The organism is Sphingomonas adhaesiva (genome assembly GCF_036946305.1).
GTDB lineage: Bacteria > Pseudomonadota > Alphaproteobacteria > Sphingomonadales > Sphingomonadaceae > Sphingomonas > Sphingomonas adhaesiva_B.
Map to the genome: position 1 here is coordinate 122,308 of NZ_JAQIJJ010000006.1, position 26,520 is coordinate 148,827.

21 protein-coding genes and 1 riboswitch are annotated in these 26,520 nt (G+C 70.4%); of the genes, 11 read left to right on the top strand and 10 right to left on the bottom strand.

All coding sequences use genetic code 11. The features are described 5' to 3' along the window. Positions 1 to 12 precede the first annotated feature (12 nt). The 4 genes from PGN14_RS11255 (at position 13) to PGN14_RS11270 (ending at position 4,578) form a co-directional block, all read left to right on the top strand. Positions 13 to 2,316: a bifunctional salicylyl-CoA 5-hydroxylase/oxidoreductase gene (locus PGN14_RS11255; RefSeq protein ID WP_335299605.1), complete on the top strand. Its 2,304-nt coding sequence runs from the start codon at positions 13 to 15 to the stop codon at positions 2,314 to 2,316. Positions 2,317 to 2,358: 42 nt separating this feature from the next. Continuing rightward, positions 2,359 to 2,847, top strand: coding sequence for a MarR family winged helix-turn-helix transcriptional regulator (locus PGN14_RS11260; protein WP_335299606.1), 489 nt, complete (start codon positions 2,359 to 2,361; stop codon positions 2,845 to 2,847). Further along, entirely contained in the window at positions 2,844 to 3,266 is a 423-nt protein-coding gene (locus tag PGN14_RS11265) for an acyl-CoA thioesterase (RefSeq protein ID WP_335299607.1), read from the top strand. The genes PGN14_RS11260 and PGN14_RS11265 overlap by 4 nt, the downstream gene beginning before the upstream one ends. 127 nt (positions 3,267 to 3,393) lie before the next feature. After that, the gene (locus tag PGN14_RS11270; RefSeq protein WP_335299608.1) at positions 3,394 to 4,578 is read left to right on the top strand and encodes an MFS transporter; all 1,185 of its coding nucleotides are present in this window, start codon (positions 3,394 to 3,396) and stop codon (positions 4,576 to 4,578) included. Here PGN14_RS11270 and trpA read toward each other — a convergent pair. From trpA to PGN14_RS11310, 8 genes are all read right to left on the bottom strand, one after another. Next, entirely contained in the window at positions 4,556 to 5,365 is an 810-nt protein-coding gene (gene trpA, locus PGN14_RS11275) for a tryptophan synthase subunit alpha (RefSeq protein ID WP_335299609.1), read from the bottom strand. The genes PGN14_RS11270 and trpA overlap by 23 nt on opposite strands. Beyond that, positions 5,362 to 6,525, bottom strand: a complete 1,164-nt coding sequence (locus PGN14_RS11280) for a pyridoxal-phosphate dependent enzyme (protein ID WP_335299610.1) — start codon at positions 6,523 to 6,525, stop codon at positions 5,362 to 5,364. Before PGN14_RS11280 ends, trpA begins: the two co-directional genes overlap by 4 nt. A 108-nt stretch (positions 6,526 to 6,633) precedes the next feature. Then, a complete protein-coding gene (locus PGN14_RS11285; protein WP_335299611.1) occupies positions 6,634 to 7,617 on the bottom strand; it encodes an AraC family transcriptional regulator in 984 nt (327 codons plus the stop codon). Positions 7,618 to 7,702: 85 nt separating this feature from the next. Then, on the bottom strand, positions 7,703 to 9,163 hold the full coding sequence (locus tag PGN14_RS11290) for a xylulokinase (RefSeq protein ID WP_335299612.1): 1,461 nt from the start codon (positions 9,161 to 9,163) through the stop codon (positions 7,703 to 7,705). After that, a complete protein-coding gene (locus PGN14_RS11295; protein WP_335299613.1) occupies positions 9,156 to 9,905 on the bottom strand; it encodes a tryptophan synthase subunit alpha in 750 nt (249 codons plus the stop codon). Before PGN14_RS11295 ends, PGN14_RS11290 begins: the two co-directional genes overlap by 8 nt. A gap of 2 nt (positions 9,906 to 9,907) precedes the next feature. After that, positions 9,908 to 12,211, bottom strand: a complete 2,304-nt coding sequence (locus PGN14_RS11300; protein WP_335299614.1) for a TonB-dependent receptor — start codon at positions 12,209 to 12,211, stop codon at positions 9,908 to 9,910. 408 nt (positions 12,212 to 12,619) lie between these two features. Continuing rightward, entirely contained in the window at positions 12,620 to 13,531 is a 912-nt protein-coding gene (locus tag PGN14_RS11305) for a fumarylacetoacetate hydrolase family protein (protein WP_335299615.1), read from the bottom strand. Between the two features lie 31 nt (positions 13,532 to 13,562). Then, positions 13,563 to 14,690, bottom strand: coding sequence for a cupin domain-containing protein (locus tag PGN14_RS11310; RefSeq protein ID WP_335299616.1), 1,128 nt, complete (start codon positions 14,688 to 14,690; stop codon positions 13,563 to 13,565). 116 nt (positions 14,691 to 14,806) lie between these two features. Here PGN14_RS11310 and PGN14_RS11315 point away from each other — a divergent pair, with 116 nt between their 5' ends. Both PGN14_RS11315 and PGN14_RS11320 read left to right on the top strand, forming a co-directional pair. Then, positions 14,807 to 15,829, top strand: coding sequence for a carbon-nitrogen hydrolase family protein (locus PGN14_RS11315; protein ID WP_335299617.1), 1,023 nt, complete (start codon positions 14,807 to 14,809; stop codon positions 15,827 to 15,829). A 14-nt stretch (positions 15,830 to 15,843) separates the two neighbouring features. Further along, positions 15,844 to 16,599, top strand: a complete 756-nt coding sequence (locus PGN14_RS11320; RefSeq protein ID WP_335299618.1) for a maleate cis-trans isomerase family protein — start codon at positions 15,844 to 15,846, stop codon at positions 16,597 to 16,599. A 101-nt stretch (positions 16,600 to 16,700) separates the two neighbouring features. On the opposite strand, the gene PGN14_RS11325 is transcribed toward PGN14_RS11320, so the two are convergent. Both PGN14_RS11325 and PGN14_RS11330 read right to left on the bottom strand, forming a co-directional pair. Further along, entirely contained in the window at positions 16,701 to 16,997 is a 297-nt protein-coding gene (locus PGN14_RS11325; protein WP_335299619.1) for a PilZ domain-containing protein, read from the bottom strand. Positions 16,998 to 17,002: 5 nt separating this feature from the next. Continuing rightward, on the bottom strand, positions 17,003 to 19,069 hold the full coding sequence (locus tag PGN14_RS11330) for a FecR family protein (protein WP_335299620.1): 2,067 nt from the start codon (positions 19,067 to 19,069) through the stop codon (positions 17,003 to 17,005). Positions 19,070 to 19,254: 185 nt separating this feature from the next. Here PGN14_RS11330 and PGN14_RS11335 point away from each other — a divergent pair, with 185 nt between their 5' ends. The 5 genes from PGN14_RS11335 (at position 19,255) to PGN14_RS11355 (ending at position 26,419) form a co-directional block, all read left to right on the top strand. Further along, positions 19,255 to 20,904 (top strand): ShlB/FhaC/HecB family hemolysin secretion/activation protein, encoded by a 1,650-nt coding sequence (locus PGN14_RS11335; RefSeq protein ID WP_335299621.1) that lies wholly within the window; start codon positions 19,255 to 19,257, stop codon positions 20,902 to 20,904. Beyond that, positions 20,904 to 23,156 (top strand): putative bifunctional diguanylate cyclase/phosphodiesterase, encoded by a 2,253-nt coding sequence (locus PGN14_RS11340; RefSeq protein WP_335299622.1) that lies wholly within the window; start codon positions 20,904 to 20,906, stop codon positions 23,154 to 23,156. Before PGN14_RS11335 ends, PGN14_RS11340 begins: the two co-directional genes overlap by 1 nt. A gap of 46 nt (positions 23,157 to 23,202) precedes the next feature. Beyond that, positions 23,203 to 23,390, top strand: a riboswitch (cobalamin riboswitch). Positions 23,391 to 23,496: 106 nt separating this feature from the next. After that, positions 23,497 to 25,506 (top strand): TonB-dependent receptor plug domain-containing protein, encoded by a 2,010-nt coding sequence (locus PGN14_RS11345; RefSeq protein WP_443019507.1) that lies wholly within the window; start codon positions 23,497 to 23,499, stop codon positions 25,504 to 25,506. Further along, on the top strand, positions 25,506 to 26,030 hold the full coding sequence (locus tag PGN14_RS11350) for a hypothetical protein (protein ID WP_335299624.1): 525 nt from the start codon (positions 25,506 to 25,508) through the stop codon (positions 26,028 to 26,030). Before PGN14_RS11345 ends, PGN14_RS11350 begins: the two co-directional genes overlap by 1 nt. Next, on the top strand, positions 26,024 to 26,419 hold the full coding sequence (locus PGN14_RS11355; RefSeq protein WP_335299625.1) for a DUF1636 domain-containing protein: 396 nt from the start codon (positions 26,024 to 26,026) through the stop codon (positions 26,417 to 26,419). The genes PGN14_RS11350 and PGN14_RS11355 overlap by 7 nt, the downstream gene beginning before the upstream one ends. Positions 26,420 to 26,520: the final 101 nt, after the last annotated feature.

Genomic DNA, 26,520 nt, shown 5'->3' on the forward strand with positions numbered 1-26,520 from the left:
GAGGTGCGGTCGATGCGGGTGGCATGTCTGGGCGGCGGTCCTGCGGGGCTCTATTTCGCGATCTCGATGAAGCTGCGCGATCCGGCGCACGACGTCGTCGTGGTGGAACGCAACAAGGCCGGCGATACGTTCGGCTGGGGCGTGGTCTTCTCCGATCAGACGCTGGGCAACCTGCGCGCCAACGATCCCGTCAGCGCCGCGACGATCGAGGCGGAGTTCGCGCATTGGGACGATATCGAGGTGGTCGTCGGCGATCATGTCGAGCGATCGGGCGGGCACGGCTTCATCGGGATCGGGCGCAAGCGCCTGCTCAACATCCTGCAGGACCGCGCCCGCGCGTTGGGCGTGCGGCTGGAATTCGAAACCGAGTTCGACACCGACCTGTCGCGCTGGGCCGACTACGACCTGATCGTCGCGGCGGACGGCATCAACAGCCGCATCCGCACCGCGCATGAGGATCGGTTCGCCGTCGACGTGGATACGCGCGCCAACAAGTTCATCTGGCTGGGCACGCCCAAGCTGTTCGATGCCTTCGCCTTCCTGTTCGAACAGACGCCGGCGGGCTGGATCTGGGCGCATGCCTATCGCTTCGACGAGACGCGCTCCACCTTCATCGTCGAATGTTCGGAGGCGACATGGCGCGGGCTGGGCTTCGACCGGATGGAGCAGGCCGATGCGATCGCGGCCTGCGAACGCATCTTCGCGCGCCACCTGGACGGCGAGCCGCTGCTGACCAACGCCGGACATCTGCGCGGGTCGGCGGCCTGGATCAACTTCCGCCGTATCCTGTGCGAGCGCTGGTCGTTCGACAATGTCGTGCTGCTGGGCGATGCCGCGCATACCGCGCATTTCTCGATCGGATCGGGCACCAAGCTGGCGCTGGAGGATGCAATCAAGCTGGCCGAGGTGATGAGCCGCCCGCATGTCGCGAGCGATCGCGCCGGCATGGCCGCCGCGCTGGCCGAATATCAGGCCGAGCGCCATGTCGAGGTGCTGAAGATCCAGAATTCGGCGCGCAATTCCACCGAATGGTTCGAGACGCTGGACCGTTACATCGGCTTCGCACCGGAACAGTTCGCCTATTCGCTGCTCACCCGCTCGCAGCGCGTCAGCCATGAAAATCTGCGGCTGCGCGACCCGGCGTGGCTGAACGGGATCGAGCGCTGGTTCGGCGCGCGCGCAGGCGCGAACGACGATGCCCCCGCCGCGCCACCGATGTTCGCGCCCTACCGGTTGCGCGGGCTGGCGCTGGCCAATCGCGTCGTCGTCTCCCCGGTGCTGACCTATGCCGCGGGGGCGGACGGCGTGCCGAACGACTTCCACCTCGTCCATTACGGCGCACGCGCCATGGGCGGCGCCGGGCTGGTGGTGACGGAGATGACCGCGATCGCGCCGGACGCGCGCATCACGCCGCATTGCCCCGGACTGTGGAACGACGCGCAGGTCGCCGCCTGGCGCCGGATCGCCGACTTCGTCCACGCCCGCTCCGATGCCGGATTGTGCGTCCAGCTCGGCCATGCCGGCCCGCGCGGTGCGACACAGGCCGGCTTCGTCCGCCCCGACCGCCCGCTGGAGCGCGACGGCTGGCCGCTGCTCGCCGCCTTTGCCCAGCCCTATCTGCCGGACGGACAGGTGCCCGCGGCGATGACGCGTGCCGACATGGACGCGGTGCGCGATGCCTTCGTCACGGCGACGCGGCGCGCGATCGACGCCGGGTTCGACATGATCGAGTTGCAGGCGGGGCACGGCTTCCTGCTATCCAGCTTCCTCACCCCGCTGATGAACCGCCGCCGCGACGATTACGGCGGCACGCTGGAGAACCGCCTGCGCTTCCCGGTCGAGGTGGTCGCCGCAGTGCGCGCCGCCTGGGGCGAGGAGCGCCCGCTGGCGGTCAGGATCTCCGCCACCGACTGGGCCGGGGATGCCGGGGTGACGCCGACGGAAGCCGTCGCCATCGCCGCCGCGCTGCGCGCCACCGGGGCCGATATCATCGACGTCTCGGCGGGCGAGACCGCCCCCGATGCGCGCCCGGTCTATGGCCGCATGTTCCAGACGCCCTTCTCCGACCGGATCCGCAACGAGGGCGGGTGCGCGACGATGGCGGTCGGCAACATCTTCGAGCCGGATCACGTCAATTCGATCCTGGCCGCGGGGCGCGCCGACCTGGTCGCGCTGGGCCGCCCGCACCTGGCCGATCCGGTGTGGACGCTGCGCGCCGCCGCACAGGCCGGCCATGACATCGCCGTCCCGCCCGCCTATGCGCTGGGCCAGGCGCAATGGAAGCGGACGCTGCAGCGCCAGGCGGAAGCGTCGTAACGCCGCCGTCGTTCGGGGACCGGAGAGGGAAGGAAACGCCGCGTGGTCGCACGCATTCGGGAAAAGCACGACGGCGCGCTGGCGGGTCGGATGGACATTCGCGTCCTGCTGCGCCTGCTGAGTTGCTCGATGACGATCGAGAAAAGGCTGCGGCGGCGGTTCATCGACCAGTTCGATACCACGCTGCCGCGGTTCGACGTGCTCGCCGCGCTGGAACGCCAGCCGGAGGGCGTGACGATGAGCGACCTGTCGCGCGCGCTGCTCGTGTCCAACGGCAATGTCACCGCGCTGGTGCGCCAGCTCGAAAGCGATGGCTATGTCAGCAGCCGCGCCGCGCCCGACGATCGGCGCCGCTCGATCGTGGCGCTGACCGAGCGCGGGCGCGATCATTTCGCGGATCTGGCGACGGCGCACCACCAGTGGATCGCCAACATGTTCGCCGGCATGTCGCCGAACGATCTGACCGCGCTGTACGGCCTGCTGGCGACATTGAAGGCATCGATCGGTGCCGAGCATGAGGAATCGGCATGACCTTCGTTTCGTCGCACCCCGTCCGCTTCGCGCATGTCGATGCGGCGGGGATCGTCTTCTACCCGCGCTATTTCGAGCTGTTGAATGCCGCGGTGGAGGATTATTTCGCCACCGTCGTCGGCGTCGATTTCGCGGACATGCACCTGCGCCGCGGGCTGGGCGTGCCGACCGTGAAGCTGTCGACCGAGTTCGTCGCGCCGAGCCGGCTGGGCGACGTGCTGGATTTCGTCATCGAGGTGGTGCGCGTCGGCCGCAGCTCGATGGAGGTCGCGGTGGAAGTCCGCTGCGGCGACCAGACCCGCCTGCGCATCGCGGTCGTGCTGGTCTGCATGGAGCTGGCCACCGGACGATCGACCGCCTGGCCGGCGGACATGCAACCCGTCGCGACCCGATCCGCCGGCGTCCCCGCCGCCGCCTGACCGGCTTTTCCCGCAGCGGCCGGACAGCCGCCGCATCGCGCGCATAGCCGCTGCCGGGCGGCGCACCCACAGCGGACCATCGGGGTGCACGAACGGGTGCTGCCCGCGTCCGGGGAGACTGCGCGCGATGACGTCCACCACAGCACACCGGCTCGTCCCGGCGCTCTGCGTCTATCTGGGCGGGTTCGTCATCGGACTGACGCTCGTCAGCTTTCCCGCCAGCAGCGTGGTGCTGCGCCAGCTGCACCATTTCTCCAGCGAGCAATATGGCGCGATCTATCTGCCGCAGCTGGTCGCCTCCGTGATCGGCGCGCTGGCGGGCGGGGCGCTGGCGCGGCGCGTGTCGTTGCGCGCGATGTTCGCCGTCGCGCTGCTCGCCTTCGCGCTGGCCGCCGCGCTGCTCGCGCTGTCGGCACAGGTGTCGCCGGGGCTGGCGCTCGCGCTCATCATGGCGGGGACGGCCTCGTTCGGGTTCGGCTTCGGGTTCGGCGGCGGGCCGCTCAATGCCTTCGCCGCCTTGCTGTTCCCCCGGCATCAGGGCGCGGCGCTGACCGCACTGCACATGTGCGCGGGCAGCGGCCTGACGGTGGCACCCGTGCTGTTCGCCGCGCTGGCGGGGCATGGCCTGTGGTGGGTCGGCCCGTCCGCACTGGCCGCAACCAGCGGTGCGCTGTTCCTGCTGACCATGACTGCCACCTTCCCCGCCCCGGCGCAGGACGATGCCGCGGCGGCGGATGCCGTTCATCCCGGCCGGACCGCGCTATTCTGGCTCTGCGCGGTCATCGCCATGCTCTATTCGGTGGCGGAAGGGACCTTCTCCAACTGGGCGACTGTCTTCCTGACCGAGGAGCGCGGGCTGTCCGCGGCCGATGCGGCGCTGGCGCTGACCTGCTTCTGGGCCGCGCTGACTGGCGGGCGGCTGATCGCGACGCTGCTGGCGGCACGGCTGACGCCCGCGGTGTTCCTGATCGCGCTGCCCTGCGCGATGGCGGCGGCGTTGCTGTGGCTGCCGGGCATCGCGGACGCTGCGCAGGCCTATGGCGGGTTCGCGGCGGCGGGGCTGGCGTGCTCGGCCTTCTTCCCGATGCTGGTGGCGTTCACCGCCGCACGCGCGCCGCAGGCGATCTCCTGGATCGCCTCCATGCTGACCGCGGCGATGATGGTCGGGGTGGGGCTGGGATCCTATGCGGTCGGCGCGTTGCGCGGCGGGGCGTCGATCGCGTCGCTGTACGGTTATGCCACCGCGGTGCCGGTCGCCTGTCTGCTGTGCGTGGCGCTGGCGGTCGCGCTTAGCCGTCGATCGCCCGCCTGAACCCCGCCGCGAAGGCACACACCTGCGTCGCGATGTCGGCGACCGACGCCCCCTCGGCCGACAATCCCGCGATCCGCTCCACCAGCGCCGACCCGACGATGACCGCATCGGCATGCGGCGCCAGGGCCGCGGCGCTGTCGGGCGTGCGGATGCCGAAGCCGACGCCGACCGGCAGGTCGACCAGCGCCCGGCAGCGCGCCGCCAGACCCGCCACCGCCGCGGCATCGGGTGCACCACCGCCGGTCGGGCCGGCCTGCGCGATGCAGTACGCGAAGCCGCCCACCCCGGCGCACGCCAGCAGCGCGGCGTCCGCCACCTCACCGGGGGGCACCAGCGGCACCAGCACCATGCCGGCGGCCTCCAGCAACGGCAGCAGCGCCCGCGTCTCGCGCAGCGGCCAGTCGGGCACGATCAGCCCGTCGACCCCGGCGGTCGCGAGCGCGGCGACGACCGCCGCGCCACGCGACACGATCGGGTTGGCATAGCCCATCAGCACCACCGGCGTGGTGCCATCGTCGCGGCGGAAGCGGCGGACGACCTCCAGCGTCGCGTCGAGCGATCCGCCGGCATCCAGCGCGCGGCGGTTGGCGCGGCGGATCGCCGGTCCGTCCAGGATCGGATCGCAGAACGGATAGCCCAGCTCGATCAGGTCCGCGCCGCCCTCAACCAGCGCATGCATGGATGCGACCGTGGCGTCCGGCGACGGATCGCCCGCCGCCAGATAGAAGATCAGCGCCGTCTGCCCGGCGGCGTGGCGGGCGGCGAAGCGGCCGGCGATCCGGGTCATGCCCGCTCCTCAAACAAGGCGAGGTCCTTCGCCCCGCCGGCATTGACCACCGCGACCACCGTCGCATCGGGAGGCAACAGCGCAGCGGTGCGCCGCGCCTGCGCCAGCGCAAAGGCCGCCTCGATCGAGATCAGCAGCCCCAGCCGCGTCGCGGCATCGCGCAGGCTGCGCACCGCCGCCGATTCGTCGACCGCGACCGCGGTCACCCGCCCCTGCCGCACCCATGCGGCCAGTTCGGGCGGCGCGGCGGGATAGACCATGCCGGGCGCGAAGGGACGTGCCTCCGGCAACTGGCCGTCCGCGTCCTGCGACACCAGCGTATGCGCGCCGTGCAGCACGCCCGGGCGCCCGTTGGCGAACGCCCCGCCGCCCTCGCCCGGCTCCGCCAGGATCAGGCGCGCGGGCGTGTCCAGAAACGCCGCGAACAGCCCCATGGCGGTGCCCCCGCCATCGAACGACGCCACCGCCGCCGCGGGCGGTCGCCCGCAACGTTCCGCCAAATGCCGGCGCACCTCCTCGCCGATGGCATGGTGGAAATGGCGCACGATCGCCGGATAGGGATGCGGCCCGATCGGCCCGCCGGCGATGTAGAAGCAGCGGTCCGCCTGCCCCATCCAGTGCTGGATCGCGCCGCTCATCGCCTGATGCAACAGGCTGGCGTCGCCGGGGATCGCGACCACGGTCGCGCCCGACGCGCGCATCCGGTCGGCCATCAACGCCTGACGACGCGTCGCGCCATCGGGGATGTAGATCGTCGCCGCCAGTCCCAGCCGCGCGGCGGCGGCGGCGATCGCGACGCCATTGTCGCCCGATCCCGTATCCGCCACCACCGCCTCGAAGCCCATCCGTCGCGCGAGCAGGCATTGCCCCAGCGCGCTGTCGCCGAAGCTGCCGCCCGAACTGGTCAGATCCTCGCGCTTCAGCAACACGGTCGCGCCATCGGCGTCCAGCCGGGCGGTCGTCAGCGGGGTCGGCCGCCCGACATGATCGGCCAGCAGCCGCGCCAGCTCCGCCGCGAAGCCGCGATCCGCCACGGCCGCGCGGAACGCGGCGTCGAGCCGGTCCAGCACCGGCAGCAAGGCGGGGGCGACGAACTGTCCGCCGAACGCCACGTCACCGTCCCCGGCAGAATACCAGCCGTCCGCGGCCGCATCAGACACGATCCCCATGGCGTGGATAGAACAGCATCGCCGGCGCCGTTCCAGCACCGCAGCGCCGCCGCGCCATTCCGCCGCACCCGCGGGACAATGCCCGCCACGCCCGGATAATCAGCGGCGCAGCGTCACCGAGGGAAGTTCGTCGAAGCGTCGCCGGTATTCGGCGGAGAAGCGGCCGAGATGATTGAAGTTCCACTCCAGCGCCAGCTCGCTGACCGTCGTCGGCGCGGTGGCCGCGAGCAGCGCCTCGCGCACCCCCTCCAGCCGGCGGTTGCGGACATAGACCTGTGGCGAAGCGCCGACGAAGCGCTCGAACCCGGTGTACAGCGTGCGCGCGCTGACCGCGCTGGCGGCGATCAGCGCCTCCATCGCGATATCCTCGCGCAGGTTGCGCTCGATGAAATCGAGTGCGCGGCGGACATGGCCTGGCACCGCCGTTGATCCACTCGCGCGACAGGCGTCGGAATAATTGCTCGGCTGACCCAGCAGCAGCAGGGTGATCAGCGCATTCTCGATCTCATCGGAGACGTGGCGCTCCCCGATCATCCCGGCGTCGCCCTCATGCCGGTCGAACAGATAGCCGCACAGGCTGACCAGCGATGCGCCCGGCTCGCTGGAGAGGTCGATCAGCGGATCGAACACCAACGGCTCCGTCAGGGCACGGCCCAGCAGGCGCGATGCCTGCCGCTCGACCGCACGGCGCGCGATCTTCACCATGCGCTGGCCGCAATCCTCCGACCACAGCGACTGGATCCGCTCGGTCGGCGATACGATCGCGGCGGTGCCGACGCGGTTGCGCACCGTGCGCCCGCAATGATCCAGATCGGTCCAGCCCGACAGCGGCAGCTCCAGCATGTAGAAGCTCTCGAACAGGCCGGGATCGATCTCCACCTCCGCGCCATATTGCAAATAGTTGAGCGATATATTCGACAGCAAAGCGCGATGATGGCGCGCGTCGACGCGGTCGCCGCGATGACGGCCGAAGACGCGGTGCTGGCAATAAGAGCCGGACAGATAACGGGAAAATTCCGCGAGATGGCTCGATCGGAATCCCATGTGTCCGCGCAACGGCAATTGCGATTCGTCAATCGACATCAGCACTCCCCCCACCCAGGAGAACGATCCGAAACGACTGTAACATGGATGCCTTTATTTCAAACATAAAATATATCCATGGCGATCAGCGTCGATAGAGATCTTTCAGCAAGTGGTAGGCCGCCTCGTACCGCGCCGTCATCGTGGCATAGCGGGCGGCGCGCGCCGGATCGGGAACGAAGGTCCGGGTAACGTCCACCAGCGCGCGCGACGCCGCAGCGATCGAGGGGAACAGGCCCGCGCCCAACCCCGCCATGATCGCGGCCCCCACCGCCCCGGTGTCGAGGCAGCGGACGCGATGTAGCGATACCCCCAGCACGTCGGCGCGGATCTGCGCCCACAGGTCCGCGCTGTTGCCGGTGCCGCCGATGTAGAGTGCGTCCGGACGGCTGCCGATCGCGGCGCAGCAACGCTCGAAGATCAGCCGGGCGGACACCGCCACCCCCTCCAGCGCGGCCAGCGCGAGGTCGGGCGCGCCATCGGCGGAGGTCATGCCCAGGAAGCTGCCGCGCGCCTGCGCATCCCAATAGGGCGCGCGCTCGCCGGCGAGGTGCGGCAGGAACAGCACGCCCGGCTCCCCCGTGCGATCCGCCCGCGCCGCCACGTCGATCACCCCGGCATGCGGCAGCGACAGCAGGTCGGCCAGCCAGCGCAACGTGTCCCCGCCGCTCTGCGTCGGCCCCGCCTGGACGTGCCAGCCGTCGACCGGCGCGAAGCTGACGATCCCGGGGGCGCCGCCGGGGCGGTCGCCGACCAGCGACACGATCTCCGACGTGCCGCTCATATAGCTGCCCTCGCCCGGCCCCGACACGCCCGAACCGAACAGGCAGCCGAAGGCGTCCATCGTGCCGTTGACCACCATTGCCGAACAGCCCGGCAGGCGCGGATGCGACAGGCGCCCCACCACGCTGCGGTACGACGCGAGCGGCGCCACGCGCTCCGCCGCACCCGGCACCAGCGCGAGCAGCGCGGGGATATAATGCCCTGCCTGATCGACCAGATCGAACGATGCCAGCGGATCGGCGGTCCATTGTCCGGTCAGCTGCCGCAGCAGGAAGTCCTTGGGCGACAGCACCTTGGCCGTGCGTTCCCAGATGTCCGGACGCGCCGCGGCCATCCACGCCATCAGCGGCAGCATGTGCGTCGCGCTGATCGCCATGCCGGACGGCCACCAGCGCGCGCGCGCGTCCGGATCGACCAGCGCGTTCAGCCGCGCCGCCTCGCCTTCGCTACGCCGGTCCTGCCAGGTGATCGCCGGCGCCAGCGCCTGCCCCGCCGCATCGACGAAGGCATAGGTGTTGACCTGGCTGCAAATACCGACCGCGACCAGCGTCGCTGGATCGCGCCCGTCGAGCAGGCGATCGACCACCGTCCAGAACGACGCCAGCCAGTCTGCCGGATCCTGTTCGACGCGGCCATCGGCGTGGCGCATCGTGGGATAGGTGACGCCGTGATGCCCGACCAGCGCGCCGCCGACCTCGAACAGCGCGCCCTTCAGGGAGGTGGTGCCCAGGTCGACGCCCAGGATGTAGCGGGGCTCAGCCATCCATCGCCTCCCGCACGTCGCGCAGGAAGCTGCCGATCGCGTCCGGCCCCTCCAGCGCGCGCCGCATGCACATCGACCCGATCACCACGCCGTCCGCGCCCTGGTCCACCGCCGCGCGCGCCTGTTCCGGCGTGCCGATGCCGAAGCCGGCGAGGATCGGGCGTGCCACTCCCGCATCGCGCAGGGCAGCAACATTGGCACCCAGATCGGGATCGAGCGTCGCGCGCGGCCCGGTGGTGCCTGACGCCGATTGCATCATGACGTAACCGTCCAGCGCGCATGCCGCCGCCGCCTGCGCCGCGGTGAAGCCCATCGGCACCAGCCCGCATCGGCGCACCCCACCCGCTGCGAAGCGATCCGATACGTCCTCTCCCTCCACGATCAGCGCGCCGTTGAGCGCCGCCAGCGTCTCCGCGGCGATGCGTTTGATCGCGAGGTCGCCATAGGCCATGCAGACCCCCGCGGGCCGGTCCGCATCCTCCGCCAGCCAGTCGGCCATGTCCGCCAGCCTCTCGAACGGGTCGACCGGCCCGGCGAGCGCGCGCGCCATCGCGCCGGCGATATCGGGGCCGTCCAGGAAAGGATCCGCCGTCGGCATTCCCAGTTCCAGGATATCGACGCCACCCGCGACGTAGATATCGCGCATCGCATCGTCGAACAGCGGGTCGCCCATCGGGAAGTAGCAGGCGAGCAGCGCCCGCCCCCCCGATGCGCGGTGGGCGATCCGGTCATCGCGCGGCATCGTCAGAAGAACCGCTTCACCGACAGCGACCACTCGCGCGGCCGGCCATAGACGCCCTCGACATAGCCGAAGCCGTTGAACTCGTCGTTGCCGGTCAGCAGATACGCCTTGTTGGCGATGTTCTTGATGCCCGCGCTGACCTGCCAGTCGTGATCCGCCGTGTCGACGATCAGCGCCGCGTTGAACAGGCTGAACCCCGGCTGCGCGATGCGTTCGCTGTTGGCGGCATCGTTATAGACCTTGGAGCGATAGGCCCAGTCGCCCCGCATCGTCAGGTCGCCCATCCGGCCCAGCGGCACGATATAGGACGCCGCCGCCGACAGCGACCATTTGGGCGAATTGACGAAGCGGTTGTTGCGCGTGATCCCCTGCGACGTATCGAAATTGGTCGCGAAATCGGTGTAGCGCGTGTCGAGATACCCCGCCGTGAGGTTCAGCGTCAGCGGCGGCACCGGCTTCGCGGTCAGCTCCGCCTCCGCGCCATAGATGCGCCCCTTGGCCGCATTGCCGGTGCCCGGCGCCACCACGTCGATGATCTTGACCTGGATGTTGCGATATTCCGTGTGGAAGCCAGACAGGTCGAAGCGGACGGTGCCGGTCGGGTTCGACCATTTCACCCCCGCCTCGTACACGTCGGCTTCTTCCGGTTCGAACGATCCCGGCTGCGCACGCGGCGGGAAGACGCGCTGGTTGAACCCGCCCGACTTGAACCCCTGCGAGAAGGACGCATAGGTCATCAGCCGGTCGGTCCACTGATAGTCCACGCCCGCCAGCACGGAGACGTTGTTGAAGCTGCGGCGGAACGTTTGCAGCGGCAGGATGCGCTGCCCGTCGGTGAAGCCCGCGCCGCCGAACAGTGACTGGGTATAGGGGTAGAACAGCACCTGCTGGTCCGGGCGGAACTCCTTGTCTTCCTTCGTATAGCGCAGGCCGCCGGTGACGCGCAGCTTGTCGGTGGCGTGCCACGTCAGGTGCGCGAACGCGGCCTTGCTGGTGGTCTTGGCCGACCCGCCGCTCTTGATCAGCAGGACCGAGGTATAGACGTTGTTGAGGTCGTTGCCGCTTTCGTCGAAATAATAGCCGCCGAGCAGATATTCCAGCTTGCCGTACGCCAGATCGCCGTACAGCTGAAGCTCCTGACTGAACTGGTGGTGGCGGATATCGTCATAGGTTTCGACGATCGTGAACGGCGAATTGTCCGAATCGCGCCCGAACTGGCTGTCGAACTTGCGATAGGCGGTGATCGACTTCACCGTCACCGCATCGCTGACCTCATAGGCGATCGTGCCGGACACGCCCCACAGGTTCAGGTTGGAGATGGCGTTGGGGTTCTTCCCCTGAAACGTCTGGTACGGGCCACCCACCGTGAAGCGCGCGTCGAATGTCGGCAGCCCCAGCGCGGGCGCGACGACGCCATTGTACGGCCCGAACGTGGGGGCGCCGGCGTTCGGATTGAACGTCAGCAGCTTCATCGCCTGCGCCTGTTCGCGGCGGCGGGTGTAGTCGGCCGCGAGGTCGATCGTCAGCCCGTCCGCCGGTTGCCAGCGCGCCGCGACGCGCGCCAGCTGCGCGCTGGTATTGCCCAGCTTCGGTCCGCCCTGGTTGTTGACGAAGCCGTCCTGATTGAGCGTTCCGCCCGACACGCGCAGCGCCAGCGTATCGCTCAACGGCAGGTCGATCACGCCCTTCGCATCGATGCGATCGCGGCTGCCGGTGGTCAGCTGGAGCGAGCCGCCGAGCTTGCCCGTCGGCGGCGCGGAGGTGATGTTGATCGCGCCGCCGATCGTGTTCTTGCCGAACAGCGTGCCCTGCGGCCCGCGCAGCACCTCGACGCGCTGTACGTCGACCAGATCGAGCACGCCGCCGACCGAGCGCGCGATATAGACGCCATCCAGGTACAGGCCGACGCCCGGATCGGTCACCAGCGTGAAATCGGTCTGCCCGATGCCGCGGATGAAGATCGACGCCGCGGTGTTGCTGCCGGACACCGGCGCGGAGGAGTTGAAGACGAGGTTTGGCGTCGAGCCCGCTATCTGCGAGATATTGTCGACCTGCTTCGAGGCGAGGTCGGCGGCGGTGAAGGCGGTGATCGACACCGGCACCTTCTGCAGCGTCTCCTCGCGGCGGCGCGCGGTGACGACGATGTCGCCGACGCCCTGCGCCTCCGTCCGTGCCGCCGGCTCGGGCGCGGCGGGCGCCGCCTCCTGCGCCTGCGCCTGCGCGGGCACCGCCGCGATCGCCGCCAGTCCGGCCCCGCTGGCCAGGAACATCCACCGGCGCACCTGCCGCCGCGTCGCCATCTGCATCACGCTTCTTCCCCCTCATTACGCCGCCGTTGGGCGCGCCATGACAGGATGAAGCCGTGATCGACCCGCGTCGTCTATCCCGCTGGCGCCTGCCCTATCCGGCACATGCAGGCTTCGCGGTGCGCGCGCCGTATCGCACGACGATGCGACATGAAGATGACATGATCGCATGACGCGGCGATGCCCGCCTCCCCCTTCGGGAAAGCGGGCATCCTGTGCCGTGATCCGGCGGCAAGGGCAGTTCCATGCATCAACCCGTCACCCCGGACGTGATCCGGGGTCCCGCTCTTTCTCACTCACGTTGCAGAAGAAGCGGGACCCCGGCTCAGGGCCGGGGTGACGTCGTGAGGCGACGCTTACATCGAATGTGGAGCTATTCGCCCCGGAAACCTGAGTGCCAACGCCGCCTTAGCCGGCGACCACCGGGTGCCGCAGCTTGCCGATGCCGACCACCTCGGCCTCGATCACGTCACCGGGCCACACCCATTCCTGCGGCGTGCGGCCGGCGCCGACCCCCTCCGGAGTACCTGTGGCGATGATGTCGCCCGGCTCCAGCGTGATGCCCTGGCTGATGTCGGCGATCAGTTCGTCGACCTTGAACAGCATGTGGCGGGTGTTGTTGCGCTGCTTCTCCACACCGTTGACCGTCAGCCACAGGTCCAGCGTCTGCGGATCGGGGATCTCGTCCGCGGTGACGATGCATGGCCCCATCGGGCAATAGCCGTCCTGCCCCTTCGAATAGATCCATTGCCCCGCGCGGCGGCAGTCGCGCGCGCTCATGTCGATCAGCGTGATATAGCCGAAGACATGCGCCAGCGCGTCCTCGCGCGCCACGCCGCGCGCAGTGGTGCCGATGATGCACCCCAGTTCCACTTCCCAGTCGAGCTGCTGCGTGATCGCGGCACGGTGGACGATCGGTTCTCCCGGCGCGATCACCGTCGTCGGCGGCTTGGAGAAGATCACCGGCTGGCGCGGCAGGTCGGGCGCGGTGTCGAGCGCGGCGGCGCTTTCCGCGACATGGTCGATATAGTTCAGCCCGATGCCGAACACGTTCTTGCGCGGGCGCGGGATCGGCGCGAGCAGGCGGACGTTGGCGAGCGGCAGCGCGCCGTTCACCGGCCACCGCCCCTTCGCCTCGTCCAGCAGCAGCGCCAGTTCGGCGAGCGCCACCGGCCCCAGATCGATGAAGTCCAGCATCCGCGACGGCAGCGGCACGCCGGCGCGCGCGCCCAGCGTGGCGACGTCGACGACCAGTCCGTCGACGAGCACGCCGAGCCGGCCCTCCGCTTCGACGGAGGCACGATAGGTAACGAGACGCATGGCGATCCTTTCGGAAGTAAGGTCAGTCGGGTCAGGAGAGGACGGGCTGGTGCCCGCCATGGTCGGCCAGCGCTTCGGCCCGGTACAGCCCGAGCGCGCGCATCGTCGGCAGGTCGTGGAACGAAAACAGGCAGGCGTCCTCACGCGCCGACGCATTCACATGTTCGTGCCACATCCAGGACGGCACGACGAAGATGTCACGCTCCTTCCAGTCGAGCCGCTTGCCGCCGACGATCGAATAGCCCGAACCCTTCGCGCATTGATAGACGAAGCTGCCCACCTCGCGATGCGCCTTCGTATGCTCGCCCGGGCGCAGCAATTGCATCGACGCGCCCATCGTCATCATCGGCGCGCCGCCGGTATGGGGATTGACGTAATCCATGTGGACGCCGTCGAACGGCGAGCCGTCCGTCACCGCGGCATAGCGCAGCAACGCCTCATAAGTGGGCGCCCATTCGTACTTCAGCAGCGGCGAATAGCGTTTCGACCATGTCTCGCCCGCCGGCTTCAGCGCGGGATTGCCCCAGGTCGCGGTGGAATCGTCGATCGGATAGCCCACCGCCTGCTGAAGATCGGGGTGTACCTCGTAGAAATTGGCCTCCAGCGCGTTCATCAGCGGGATGTCCAGCCCGTCCTGCCAGATGCAGACGCTGCCCTCCTCCGCCACGCCATGTTCGTGCCAGGTGCCGTTGGGGGTGAGAACGAAGTCGTTGCGCCCCAGCGTCATCTTGTGCCCGTCGACATTGGTGAACGCGCCGCTGCCCTCCATGATGAAGCGCAGTGCGGAGGCGGAATGGCGGTGGCTCGACGCCAGTTCGCCCGGCCCCATCACCTGCAATCCGGTGTAGAGCCAGCCGACCGCCGCGGTCACGTCGCGCCGCCCCGGGTTGGCGAGATAGACGACCCTTCGCCCCGCTTTCTCCGGACTGACGAGGTCGAGCGCGCGCAGCACATGGCTGCGCAGCCGGTCGTATTGCCACACCACCGGCACCGACTCGGATGCCGGCTCCCATGGCTCGATCTTGTTGGCCACCGTCCACAGCGCGCCGGCATGCTGCGCCTCCAGATCGCGGTAGAAATCGACCAGGTCCGCTGTGTCCGCGACGTTCGCGCGGCCGACCACATCCTCGCGAAAAGCATCGTAATTCGGTGTCGCCATGATCGTTCACCTCATCGAATATATTATAGACCTAAAGTATCTTGCGTGCTGCTGTCAATCTGGTGCAGGGATGCCGCGCCGCCCGATGGAGGCGGCACGACGAAGGGTGATCGCTCATGCTGACGCTTCCCCGGTTCACCGCCGCCACGGTGCAGACCGCCCCCGCCTTCCTCGATCCCGCCGCCACCGTGGCCAAGGCCGCGTCGCTGATCCGCGAGGCGGCGGCGAACGGCGCGGAACTGGTCGTGTTCCCGGAGGTGTTCGTCGCCGGCTATCCCTATTGGAGCTGGATCGCCGATCCGGTGGCGTGCAGCCCGTGGTTCGACCGGCTGGTGCGCGCCTCGATCCTGGTGCCCGGGCCGGAGATCGCGCAGCTCTGCGATGCGGCCCGCGGCGCCGGCGTCCATGTCATCATCGGCGTCAACGAACGCAGCCCGGTGTCGCTCGGCACGCTGTACAACACGCTGGTCTTCATCGGCCCCGACGGCACCATCCTGGGCCGCCACCGCAAGCTGGTGCCGACCTGGGCGGAGAAGCTGACCTGGGCGCCGGGCGACGGCGCGGGCCTGAAAGTGTACGACACCGCGATCGGCCGCCTCGGCGGGCTCGCCTGCGGGGAGAACACCAATACGCTCGCGCGCTTCGCGCTGCTGGCGCAGGGCGAGCTGGTCCATGCCGCCAGCTATATCGCGCTGCCGGTCGCCCCGCCCGACTATGACATGGCCGAGGCGATCAAGGTGCGCGCGATGGCGCATTCGTTCGAGGGCAAGGTCTTCACGATCGTCTCCTGCTCGACCGTGTCGGAGGAGATCATCGCCGCGATGGAGCAATTGGTGCCCGACGCGCGCGCGCGGCTGGAACGGCGCAACAGCGCGTTTTCCGGCGTGATCGGCCCGGACGGGCGCGTCGTCGGCACGCCGCTGATCGACGACGAGGGCATCGTCTATGCCGAGATCGATCTGAACCGCTGCATCCAGCCCAAGCAGATGCACGACATCATCGGCCATTATAACCGCTTCGACATCTTCGACCTGCGCGTCGACACCACGCCGCGCCAGCCGGTGACCTTCGCGCCCGCCCCGGCGCCGGCGATCGTGCCCGACGCCGCCGCCGATCCGCTCGCCGCCGCGCCGCTGTGAGGAACCTTCCGACCATGACCGCCCGCCCTTTTCGCATCGGCCAGATCGTGCCGTCCTCCAACACCACGATGGAAACCGAAATCCCCGCCATGCTCCGCGCGCGCGAGGCGATCCTGCCCGAGCGCTTCACCTTCCATTCCAGCCGGATGCGGATGAAGAAGGTGGTCAAGGAGGAGCTGGAGGCGATGGACCGCGACAGCGATCGCTGCGCCACCGAACTCTCCGACGCGCGCGTCGATGTGCTCGGCTATGCCTGTCTGGTCGCGATCATGAGCATGGGGCACGGCTATCACCGCACCTCGGAGGCGCGGCTGCACCAGCGCACGGTCGAGAACGACGCCCCCGCCCCGGTGGTAACGAGCGCGGGCGCGCTGGTGGACGGGCTGCACCGGATCGGCGCGAAGACGATCTCCGTGATCTGCCCCTATATGAAGCCGCTGACGCAATTGGTGGTCGACTACATCGAGCATGAAGGCATCACGGTGCGCGACTTCACCGCACTGGAGATACCGGACAATCTGGCGGTGGGCCGTCACGATCCGGAACGGCTGCTCGACATCTACAAGGGCGTGGATCGCACCGGGATCGACGCCTTCGTCGCCTCCGCCTGCGTGCAGATGCCGTCGCTGCCGGTGATCCAGCGGTTGCAGGATGCCATCGGCGTGCCGGTCGTCTCGGCCGCGGTCTGCACGACGTACCAGATGCTGGATCGTCTCGGCCTGGAACGACGCGTGCCGGATGCCGGCGCATTGCTGGGCGGCGGCTACTGACGCCTGGCCCGGTCGATATCACGCTGATCGCTGCGAGGAAGTGTTCGGCGCGATAGTCGGCGGGAGCAGCGCTGAACACCGGTGCCGCCACCTCGTTCCGCCTAGAAACCGCTGGTCAGTTCGTCGTCGGTCAGGGGATCGTCGAAGGACACGCCGATCTTCGATCCGCGGACCCATTTGACCACGCCCTTCCGCTCGAAGTTCGGCGCGGTCAGCAGCACGCGGGCCGATCCGATCTCCACGCGACAGTCGATCAGCGCGCCGCCGAGCGAGATGTTGAGGATGTGGCAGCGGTTGCCCGCCCCACCGCTGCGGATCGCCGCGACGGAGAAGACCTTCACCCGCGGCGCGCGTCGGCCGTCGATAGCGATCGGTCGAGGGGCCGGTCCGGCGGTCATGGCGCTCATCCCGTCACGCCTTTCAGCAGGCCTTCCAGCTTCTTGGCGGCTTCCTCGGCCTGCTTGCCGGTGTCCTTGACCAGCTGATCAGCGGCCTTGATCGTGTTCTTCAACAAATCGTCGGCGGCCTTCTGCGCATCCTTGGCCGCCTTTTCCTGCTCCTTGGCGGCGGCTTCGGCCGCCTTGGCCGCCGCCTGTTCGGCGTCCTTGGCGGCCTTTTCGGCGTCCTTCGCGGCCTTGTCCTGCGCCGCCTTCTCGGCGTCCTTGATCGCCTTGTCGGCCTCCTGCGCGGCCTTTGCGGCGGCCTGGTCGCGCGCTGCCTTTTCGGCTTCCTTCGCGGCGCGATCGGCGGCGACGCGGGCGGCGTCCTCCGCCGCCTTGTTCGCCTTCTCGGCGGCGTCGGCGGCCTCGCGCGCGGCCTTCTCCGCTTCTTTGGCGGCGTCGCGCGCGGCCTTGTCCGACGCCTCTTTGGCGATACGTTCGCTCTCGCGCGCGGCGGCAGCGGCCTGATCCGCGGCCGTCTTGGCCGCGTCGCGCGCGGCCTTGTCACTGGCGGCGCGCTCGGCCGCCTGCGAGGCGCGCTGCGCATCCTCGGCCGCCTGCGCCGCTTCGCGCGCGGCGCGATCGGCGGCCTCGCGCGTCGCCGCATCGCCGGCGCGCGCCGCCGCCTCGGCGATGCGCGCGGCGGTGTCGGCGGCCTGCCGGGCGAGATCCTGCGCGGCGACCCGCTGCGCCTCCTGGCGCACATGCTCCGCTTCGGCAGCGACGGCCTCTGCGGCAATCCGGTCGGCCTCCGCGGTGCGGGCAGCGGCGGCCGCCGCCGCTTCCTGCGCCTGCGCCGCCTGCTGCGCCGCGAGCGCGGCGGCGGCCTGGGTGCGCGCCTCCGCATCGCGTGCCGCCGCCGCCGCCTGCGCTTCGGCCTGCGCCTGCGCGGCGGCAGTGGCGACACGCTCCGCCTCGGCGTGCGCGGCAGCCTCGGCAGCGTCCGCCGCCGTCTTCGCCGCCTGTGCCGCCGCCGCCGCGCTGGCCGCCTTCGCCGCCTCGCTCTGCTCCTGCGCGGCACGCGCGCGCGCCGCCTCCTCCTCCGCCTTCGCCGCCGCGGCGGCGGCGCTGGCGGACTGGCGCTCCGCCTCCGCCTTGGCGGTACTGGCCGCGAGCGCCGCCGCGTCGGATTTCTCGGCGCCTTCCACCGCGACCGCGGAGGCCGATTTCGCCTCGACGATCCGGCTCGCCGCCTCGACGATCCGCGTGGCCGATCCCGCCGCCTCCGTCGCGCTGCGCGTGGCCGCGCCGACCGCTGCGATCTCGCCGCCCACCGTGCCCGACACCAGCCCCCCGGTTGTCGCGGCGAGCGACACCGACGGGGCATAGACCGCTTCCGTCAGCACCGCCGCCGGCGCCTCCGCCACCGCGTCCGCAGCGGGAGCGGCCGCCTCCGGTTCGACCGATGCGCCTTCCACCGGCACGACCGCAACCGGGTCGGCCGGGGGTGCGGTGCCGGCCGAATCGAGCACCCGCGTGCGCCCCTTATCCTCGACGGTCATGCGCAGCCGGTTGGTCGCGGACACCATCGCGATCGCGCCGGGGGTGACGAGGTCGTGCGCGCCGCCGTCGACCGTGGCGACATCCACCGCACCCTCCAGCACCTGCACAGACGTGCCCTGCGCCGAAACGCCGACGGAGAAGGTCGTGCCCTTCACCACGGCGGCCAGATACGGCGTCTTCACCTCGAAGTGCGGCGTCATCTTCTTCTTGATCATGAAGACGACGTTGCCGAACTCCTCGATCACGCGCGTCACGCCGCTGGCCTGTTCCTCCGCGGGCAGGCGCAGGCGCGAGGCGGGGGCGACCATCATCATCTCGGTCCCGCGCACCAGCACCGCGCGACCGCCGCGCCCGGTGGTGACGACATCGCCCGCCCCCACCGCTGCGCCGCGCGTCGCCACCGCATCGACGCCGGCACGCGCGATCATCACCGGGCCGCTGGCCTCGCTGACGGTCCAGCCGTGTGGCGCGGCGAGCGCGGCGGAGGAGCATCCGGCGGCAAGAAGGGCAAGAAGCGGGCGGCGCATCGGTATCTCCCATGATCGAGGCCGCACGAACCTCGACCGTCCTGCCCGGCATCCACGCTACACTCTTGAGATCGCGTTCGGTTTCTTGGTGAAGACGCGTTAGCCGTGATGCCGCGCCGCCCTAACGAAATGACAAGGTATTGAACGGCAGGACCAAAGGCCGTTGCGCTTGGGGTTTGCTGTTTATGGGTCGCGTACTGGCATTGGCCGTCGCCGTCACGATGGTCGCGGCACCGGACGGCGCGCGGGCGCAAACCGCGCTCGACCGCGCCGACCCGACGCTGATCGAGCGCACCCTGCCCGCGCCCGCCACCCCGGTGCAGAGCGCACCGGTGCCGGTCGCCGCCGATGCGGCCACCGCGCCGGTCGCGGGCGCGGTCACCGGCATCGTCCGCGCGATCGTGGTGGAGGGGCAGGACCGCCTGCCGCCCGCGACCTTCGCCGAGATCATCGCGCGCGCGGTCGGACAGGAGATGAGCCGCGCCGATCTGTCGCGGCTGGCGGGCAGCATCGCCGACACCGCCCGCGCGCGCGGCTATCCCTTTGCCACCGCGACCGTCCCGCCGCAGCGTGTGACCGGCGGCGTGGTGCGCGTCCGGCTCGATCTGGGGCGCGTCGATGCGGTGCGCGTGATCGGCGTGCGCAGCGCCGCCGCCGACCGCCTGTTGTCGCACGCACTGGCGACCGGCCAGCCGGTGCGGCGCGGCGAGCTGGAGCGCGCGCTGCTGCTGGTTGGCGACCTGCCCGGCATGCGCGTTACCGGCAGCCGGCTGGTGCGCCAGGACGGCTTCGGCATCCTGCTCGTCACCGCGGAGCAGGACCGCTTCTCCGCTTATGCCCAGATCGACAATCGCGGCAGCACCGAGGTCGGCCCGGTGCGCTCGACGCTGATGGGGGTGGCGCGCGACACGCTGCGTTCGGGCGACGAGCTGACGCTGATCGCGTCGCAGACGCCGCTGCAACCCTCCGAATTCGTCTTCCTGCGCGCGCGCTACGCGACCCAGATCGGCACCGCGGGCAGCATCGTGTCGCTGTCGGGATCGATCGCGCGGTCGCGTCCCGGGGGCGCGATCGGCGCGCTCGATATCGAGGGGCGCAGCGCCGACCTGGCGGTCGCGTGGCAATATCCGGTCCTGCGCACCCGCACGCGCAGCCTGTGGGCGGGCGCCGAGCTGCGCACGCTGGGCACCGACCAGACGCTGGCGGGGCAGCGGCTGCGGCACGACCGGCTGACGATGCTGACCGGCACGCTGAACGGCGCGGCCCGCGTCGGCGGCGGCACGCTGCGCGGCGAGGTGGCGACCATCGCGGGCCTGCCGGTCGCGGGGGCGACACGCGAGGGCTCGATCCTGGCCTCGCGGCTGGACGGCGATGCGCGCTTCGTCGCCACCACCTATATCGCCGACTGGACCCGTCCGCTGGGCGGCGCTTTCAGCGTCGTCCTCGCGAGTGCCGGGCAGCTCGCCACGCGGCCGTTGCTGGCGACCGCGGAGATCGGTCTCGGCGGCCCCGCCTTCGTCCGCGGCTATGATTATGCCGAACGGACCGGGGACAAGGGTGTGATAGCCTCGGCCGAAGTGCGCGCCGACATCGGCCGGATCGAGGGCAGCGTGGTCGACCGGATGCAGCTCTACGGCTTCGCGGATGGCGGCACCGTCGGCAATCTGCGCGGTGGCGCGGGCGGCGGCACGCTGGCCTCCACCGGCATCGGCACGCGCATCGGCACCGGGCGATTCGACTGGATGGTGGAGATGGCGCTGCCGCTCAACGCCGAACGCTTCGATACCGGCGACCGGCGGCCGCGCTTCTCGCTGCGCGTCGCGCGGGCCTTCTGATGCGGCGCGGCGGCACCTGGCTGATCCTCGCGGTGGTGGCGCTGCTGGGCGCGCTGTCGCTGCTGCCCGCGATCGGCGGCCCGCTCGACCGTGCGCTCGATCCGTTGCGCTACGGCATCCAGCAACATGCCGCGAGCGGCGATGTCGTCATCGTCGAGATGGACGCGCGCAGCGTCGCGGCGATCCGCCGCTGGCCATGGCCACGCGGCCATTATGCCACAGTCGTCGATCGCCTGCGCGCCGCCGGCGCCGCGACGATCGCGTTCGACGTCGACTTCTCCACCCCGTCCGACGCGACGCAGGACGGCCGGCTCGCCACCGCGCTGGCCCGCGCCGACGGCCGCGTCACGCTGCCCACCTTCGCGCAATCGGCCGGCGCGGGCGACCGCCGCAACCTGGACGCGCTGCCGCTGCCTGCGTTCCGCGCGCACAGCAGCCTCACCTCGGTCAGCATCGCGCCCGACGCGGACGGGCTGGTGCGCGCGATGCCGTTCGCCACCGTCACCGCGGGCGTGCCGCGCCCGTCGCTCTCCGCCTATCTCGCGGCGCGTGCCGGCGTCGCCGACACCACCTTCCCGATCGACGTCGCGATCGATCCCGACACCATCCCGCGGCTCAGCTTCGTGGCGGTGGAGCGCGGCGCGTTCGACCCCGCGATCGTGCGCGGGCGCAATATCCTGATCGGCGCCACCGCGATCGAGATGGGCGACCGTTATCCGATCCCGCTGCGCGGCGTGCTCCCGGGCGTCACGATCCAGGCGCTGGCGACCGAGACGCTGCTGGCGGGAACGCCGGTGCGCGGCAGCGCGCTGCTGCCCGTCGCGCTCGCGCTGCTGCTGGCGCTCGCCATCGCGCGGGCGCGTGGCAACGGCCAGGTCGCCGCGCGCTATGCGATCGCGCTGGCGGCACAGGGCGCGATCGTCCTCGCCGCGCAGCACTGGCTCGCCTTGCTCTACCCGCTGGCGCCCGGGCTGGTCATGCTGACCGCCGCCGCCGCGCTCGCCGCGATTCGCAACGTGGCGCGACGCCTGCACGACGGGCGCCTCACCGACGAGGCGACGGGACTGCCCAACCGCCGCGCCTTCGTCGCCTCCGCGCGCGCCGTCGCGGTGGTGCAGATCAGCAACCTCGACACGCTGGCCGCGGTGCTGGGCGGCGACCTGGTCGCGCAGGCGATCGTCCGCACCGCGGAGCGCCTGCGCCTCGGTGCCGAAGCAAACGCCGTCTTCCGCGTCGCCAGCGACCAGCTCGCCTTCGCGCTGCCCGACGACCAGCCGGTCGAGGATATGGCGGCGGCGCTGCGCGCGATCCTGCTGGAGCCGGTCGAGGTCGCCGGCCGCAAGGTGGACGTGGCGGTGGCCGTGGGCATTGCGGAGCGCGGCGACCTGACCGCCGCGGCGCTCGCCGCCGGCACCGCGGCGGGCGAGGGACGGTTCTGGACGCTATCGGCGATCGACCGCACCAGCCTGGAGCGTGAGATCTCGCTCATGGGCGAACTGGACCGCGCGATCGAAGACGGCGAGATTCTGGTCCATTACCAGCCCAAGCTGGCGCTCGCGACCGGTCGCGTCGCCAGCGTCGAGGCGCTGGTGCGTTGGCGCCACCCCGCGCGTGGGCTGGTCCGCCCCGACCTCTTCATCCCGCTCGCCGAGCAGACCGACCGTATCGCGCCGCTGACGCTCCACGTCCTGCGACAGGTGATCCGCGACGTGCGGCGCTGGCGCGATGCGGGGCAGGCGATGACCGCCGCGGTCAATATCTCGGCCCGGCTGCTCACCTCGCCCGCCTTCGCCACCGCGGTCGACGAGATCCTCGACGCCGCGATCGTCCCGGCCGAGGCGCTGATCTTCGAGGTCACCGAATCCGCCGCCATCGCCGATACCGATGCCGCGGTGGCGATGCTGCGTCACTTCCGCGATCGCGGCATCGCCATTTCGATGGACGATTACGGCACCGGCCAGTCGACGCTCAGCTACCTGCGCGAGCTGCCGCTCAGCGAGCTGAAGATCGATCGCAAGTTCGTGCAGTTCGCGCACCAGCGCGAGGATGATGCGACGCTCGTCCGCTCGACGATCGACCTCGCCCATGCGCTCGACCTGCGCGTGGTGGCGGAGGGGATCGAGGATGCCGCCAATCTCGCCTTCCTGAAGGCGTGCGGCTGCGATTATGCGCAGGGCTATTTCGTTGCGCGACCGATGGGGTACGACGATCTGCTGGCGTTCGTGACCTCGGCCGCGCGCCGTGCCGCGTAACGCAGCACCAGCGACCACCCGTTGACGCATCGCAGCAACTGCGCTTATGGGCGCGGCTGCGACAGGTTCCCCGAATGGGGATGAAAAGGGAACGGGGTTGAAGACCCCGGCTGCCCCTGCAACTGTGAACGGCGAGCCACCACGCCAGACGCCATTGGGACCATCGTCCTGAGAAGGCGGCGCGGACGGCATGGACCCGTAAGCCAGGAGACCTGCCCGTCGCGGTCGTTCTTCGACCGGCCAGGGTGCGCCGGACGAACGGGGGTCAACCCGCGAAACGACAAGCCAACCATCCTCCCGCGGGAACACCCGCGCGGAGGTGTCGTGACGTGGGGGAATGATGAAGACCTATCACCTGCTCGCCGGGATCGCGCTGATCGCACCGGCCTATGCACCTGTCGCCGCATCCGCGCAGCAGACGGTCGAGGCGCCCGCGCCCGACGCCGCGGCGATCCCGGACACCGCCGCCACCGGCGACACCGACGCCTCGGCCGCCGGTGCGATCGTCGTCACCGCGACGCGCACGCCGACCAGCATCGATCGCGTGCCCTCGTCGATCACCGTGCTCGACAAGGCGGCGATCGACCGTGCGAGCGACCTGTCGATCGCGGATCTGCTGGTGCGCACGCCCGGCGTCACGCTGTCGCGCAACGGCGGCTATGGCACCGCGACCTCGCTGCGCATCCGCGGTGCGGAGAGCGACCAGACCGTCGTCGTGATCGACGGGGTGAAGCTCAACGATCCGTCCTCCACGGGGGGCGGGTACAATTTCGCCAATCTGCTGACCGGCGACGCCAATCGCGTCGAGGTGCTGCGCGGCCCGCAGTCGACGCTGTGGGGCAGCCAGGCGATCGGCGGCGTCGTCAACATCGTCACCCCGCTGCCCGATCAGGCGCTGGAGGGCAGCCTTGACCTGGAGGGCGGCAGCCGCGACACGGTCAGCGCGCGCGCTGCGATCGGCGGACGCACCGGGCCGCTGGCATGGCGCGTCGGCGGGCAGGCCTTCACCACCCGCGGCATCTCCGCGATCGCCCCCGCGTTCGGCGGGCGCGAGGCGGACGGCTATCGCAACCAGTCGGTCGCGGGTCGTGCGGTGCTGGACCTGGCACCCGGCATCAGCGCCGACGTGCGCGGCTATTATTCCAACGGCCGCGCCGATATCGACGGCTTCTCCGGCGACACGCTGGAATATACGCTGAACCAGGAGTTCATCGGCTATGCCGGGCTGAACGTGGCGCTGCTCGACGGCCGCTTCCGCAACCGCTTCGCCTATGCGTACACCAATACGGACCGCGACAATTACAACCCGACGCGCGCGCGCACCCAGACGTTCGACGCAGGCGGGCGCAATTACCGGCTGGAATATCAGGGCACGCTCGCGATCGTGAAGGGCGTCGACGCGGTGTTCGGCGCGGAGAATGAGGTCAGCCGCTTCCGCAGCGTCTCGCCCCCCGCCAGCCTGTCGGCGGCCATCCCCGCCCCGGCGCAGGGACGCGCGGAGATCACCAGCGTCTATGCGCAGCTGAACGCGGAAGTCGTCACCGGCCTGACGCTGACCGGCGGCGTGCGGCATGACGACCACAATCGCTTCGGCGGGCAGACCCTGTTCTCCGGTGGCGGCGTGTGGGCCTTGCCGACCAACACCGTGATCCGCGCCAGCTATTCGGAAGGGTTCAAGGCTCCGACGCTATACCAGCTCTTCTCCGAATATGGGAACCAGGCGCTGCGCCCGGAGCAGGCCAAGGGCTGGGAAGCCGGCGCGGAGCAGCGCTTCCTCGACGGCGCGGTGGCGCTGGGCGGCACCTATTTCGAACGCCGCACGACCAACCTGATCGACTTCGCTTACTGCCCCTCCACCACCGCGCCGACGCTGTGCGTGATCCCGGGCACGACCACGGCGCGCTTCGGCTATTATGCCAATGTCGCGCGCGCCTTCGCCAAGGGTGTCGAGGCGGTGGGCCGCGTCGCGCTGGGCGAGCGTGTCGCGCTGGACGCGAACTACAGCTGGATCCTGTCGGAGAACCGCTTGCCGGGCGCGTTGCAGCAGCAGTTGCTCCGCCGCCCGCGCCACACCGCCAATGCCGGCGCCAGCTACAGCTTCCCCGACGACGGTCCGTCGTTCGGCGCGGCAGTGCGCTGGGCGGGCGAGAGCTTCGACACCGATACGCTGGGCGCGCGCGCGCGGCTGTCGCCATACACGCTGGTCGACTTGCGCGCGGAGCTGCCGCTGTCGCCGCAGGTGCGGCTGTTCGTCCGGGGCGAGAACGTGTTCGACGAGTCGTACCGCACGATCTTCCGCTACGGCACGCTGGGGCGCAGCATCTATGGCGGTATCCGGGGCCGCTTCTGATGCGCGGCGCCTCGACGCTGTGGATCATGCTGCTGACGCTGGCGAGCACGGTGACGACGCTGCTGCTCGCCTGCGCCACGCCGTTCACCGCGCTCGCCGCGCTGGCGGCGACGCAGATGCGGCTGCGTGATGGCGTGGCGCTGACGCTCGCCGCCTGGGTGGCGAGCCAGGCGGTCGGCTTCTGCGTGCTGGATTATCCGCGCGACGCGGGGACGATCGGCTGGGCGGCGGCGCTGGCGGTGGCGGCGGTTGCCGCGACCGTCGTCGCGCACCGGCTCGACCGGCCGGGCCGCGGCACCGCGGTGCGGTTGGCGCTGGCCTATCTGGTCGCCGCGATCGTGTTCAAGGCGGTGATCCTCGCCGCCTCGTTCGCGCTCGGCGGGGTCGATGTCGCGCTGTCCACTGCGATCAACGCGCGCCAGCTCGTGCGCAACGGCGCGATCCTGGCGGGGCTGTACGCGCTCTACCGGGGGCTGCGGGTGCTGGGCGTCCCCCCTGCCCCGCTGCCGGCGCCGGCATGCTGACGCGCGCGTCGGACGGCGTGGCGGTGGTGGCGTGCAGCACCTGCCGCCACGCCGCCGACGCGCCGGACGAACGCGGCGGCGCGCGGCTGGCCGAGGCGCTGCGCCGGGTGAAGGCGAGCGACCCGGCCTATGACGCGATCGCCGTCGAGCAGATGCCATGCCTGTTCGCCTGCGGCGAGGCGTGCACCGTCCACCTGCGCGCGCCCGGCCGCGTCGGCTACATCCTCGTCCGCTTCGCCCCGGACGAGGAGGCCGCGCGCGCGATCCTCGACTATGCGCGCCACTATGCCGCCAGCGCGGAGGGGCAGGTTCCGTATCGCGACTGGCCGCAGGGCGTGAAGGGCCATTTCCTCGCGCGCGTGCCGCCGGCGGGGTTCGTGGTCGAGTAAGGGCAACCACGCCTCCTCACACACCCCGTCACCCCGGACTTGTTCCGGGGTCCAGGGTTCCGCAAATCGTCAAGCGTGAGGTACGCGGAACCCTGGATGCC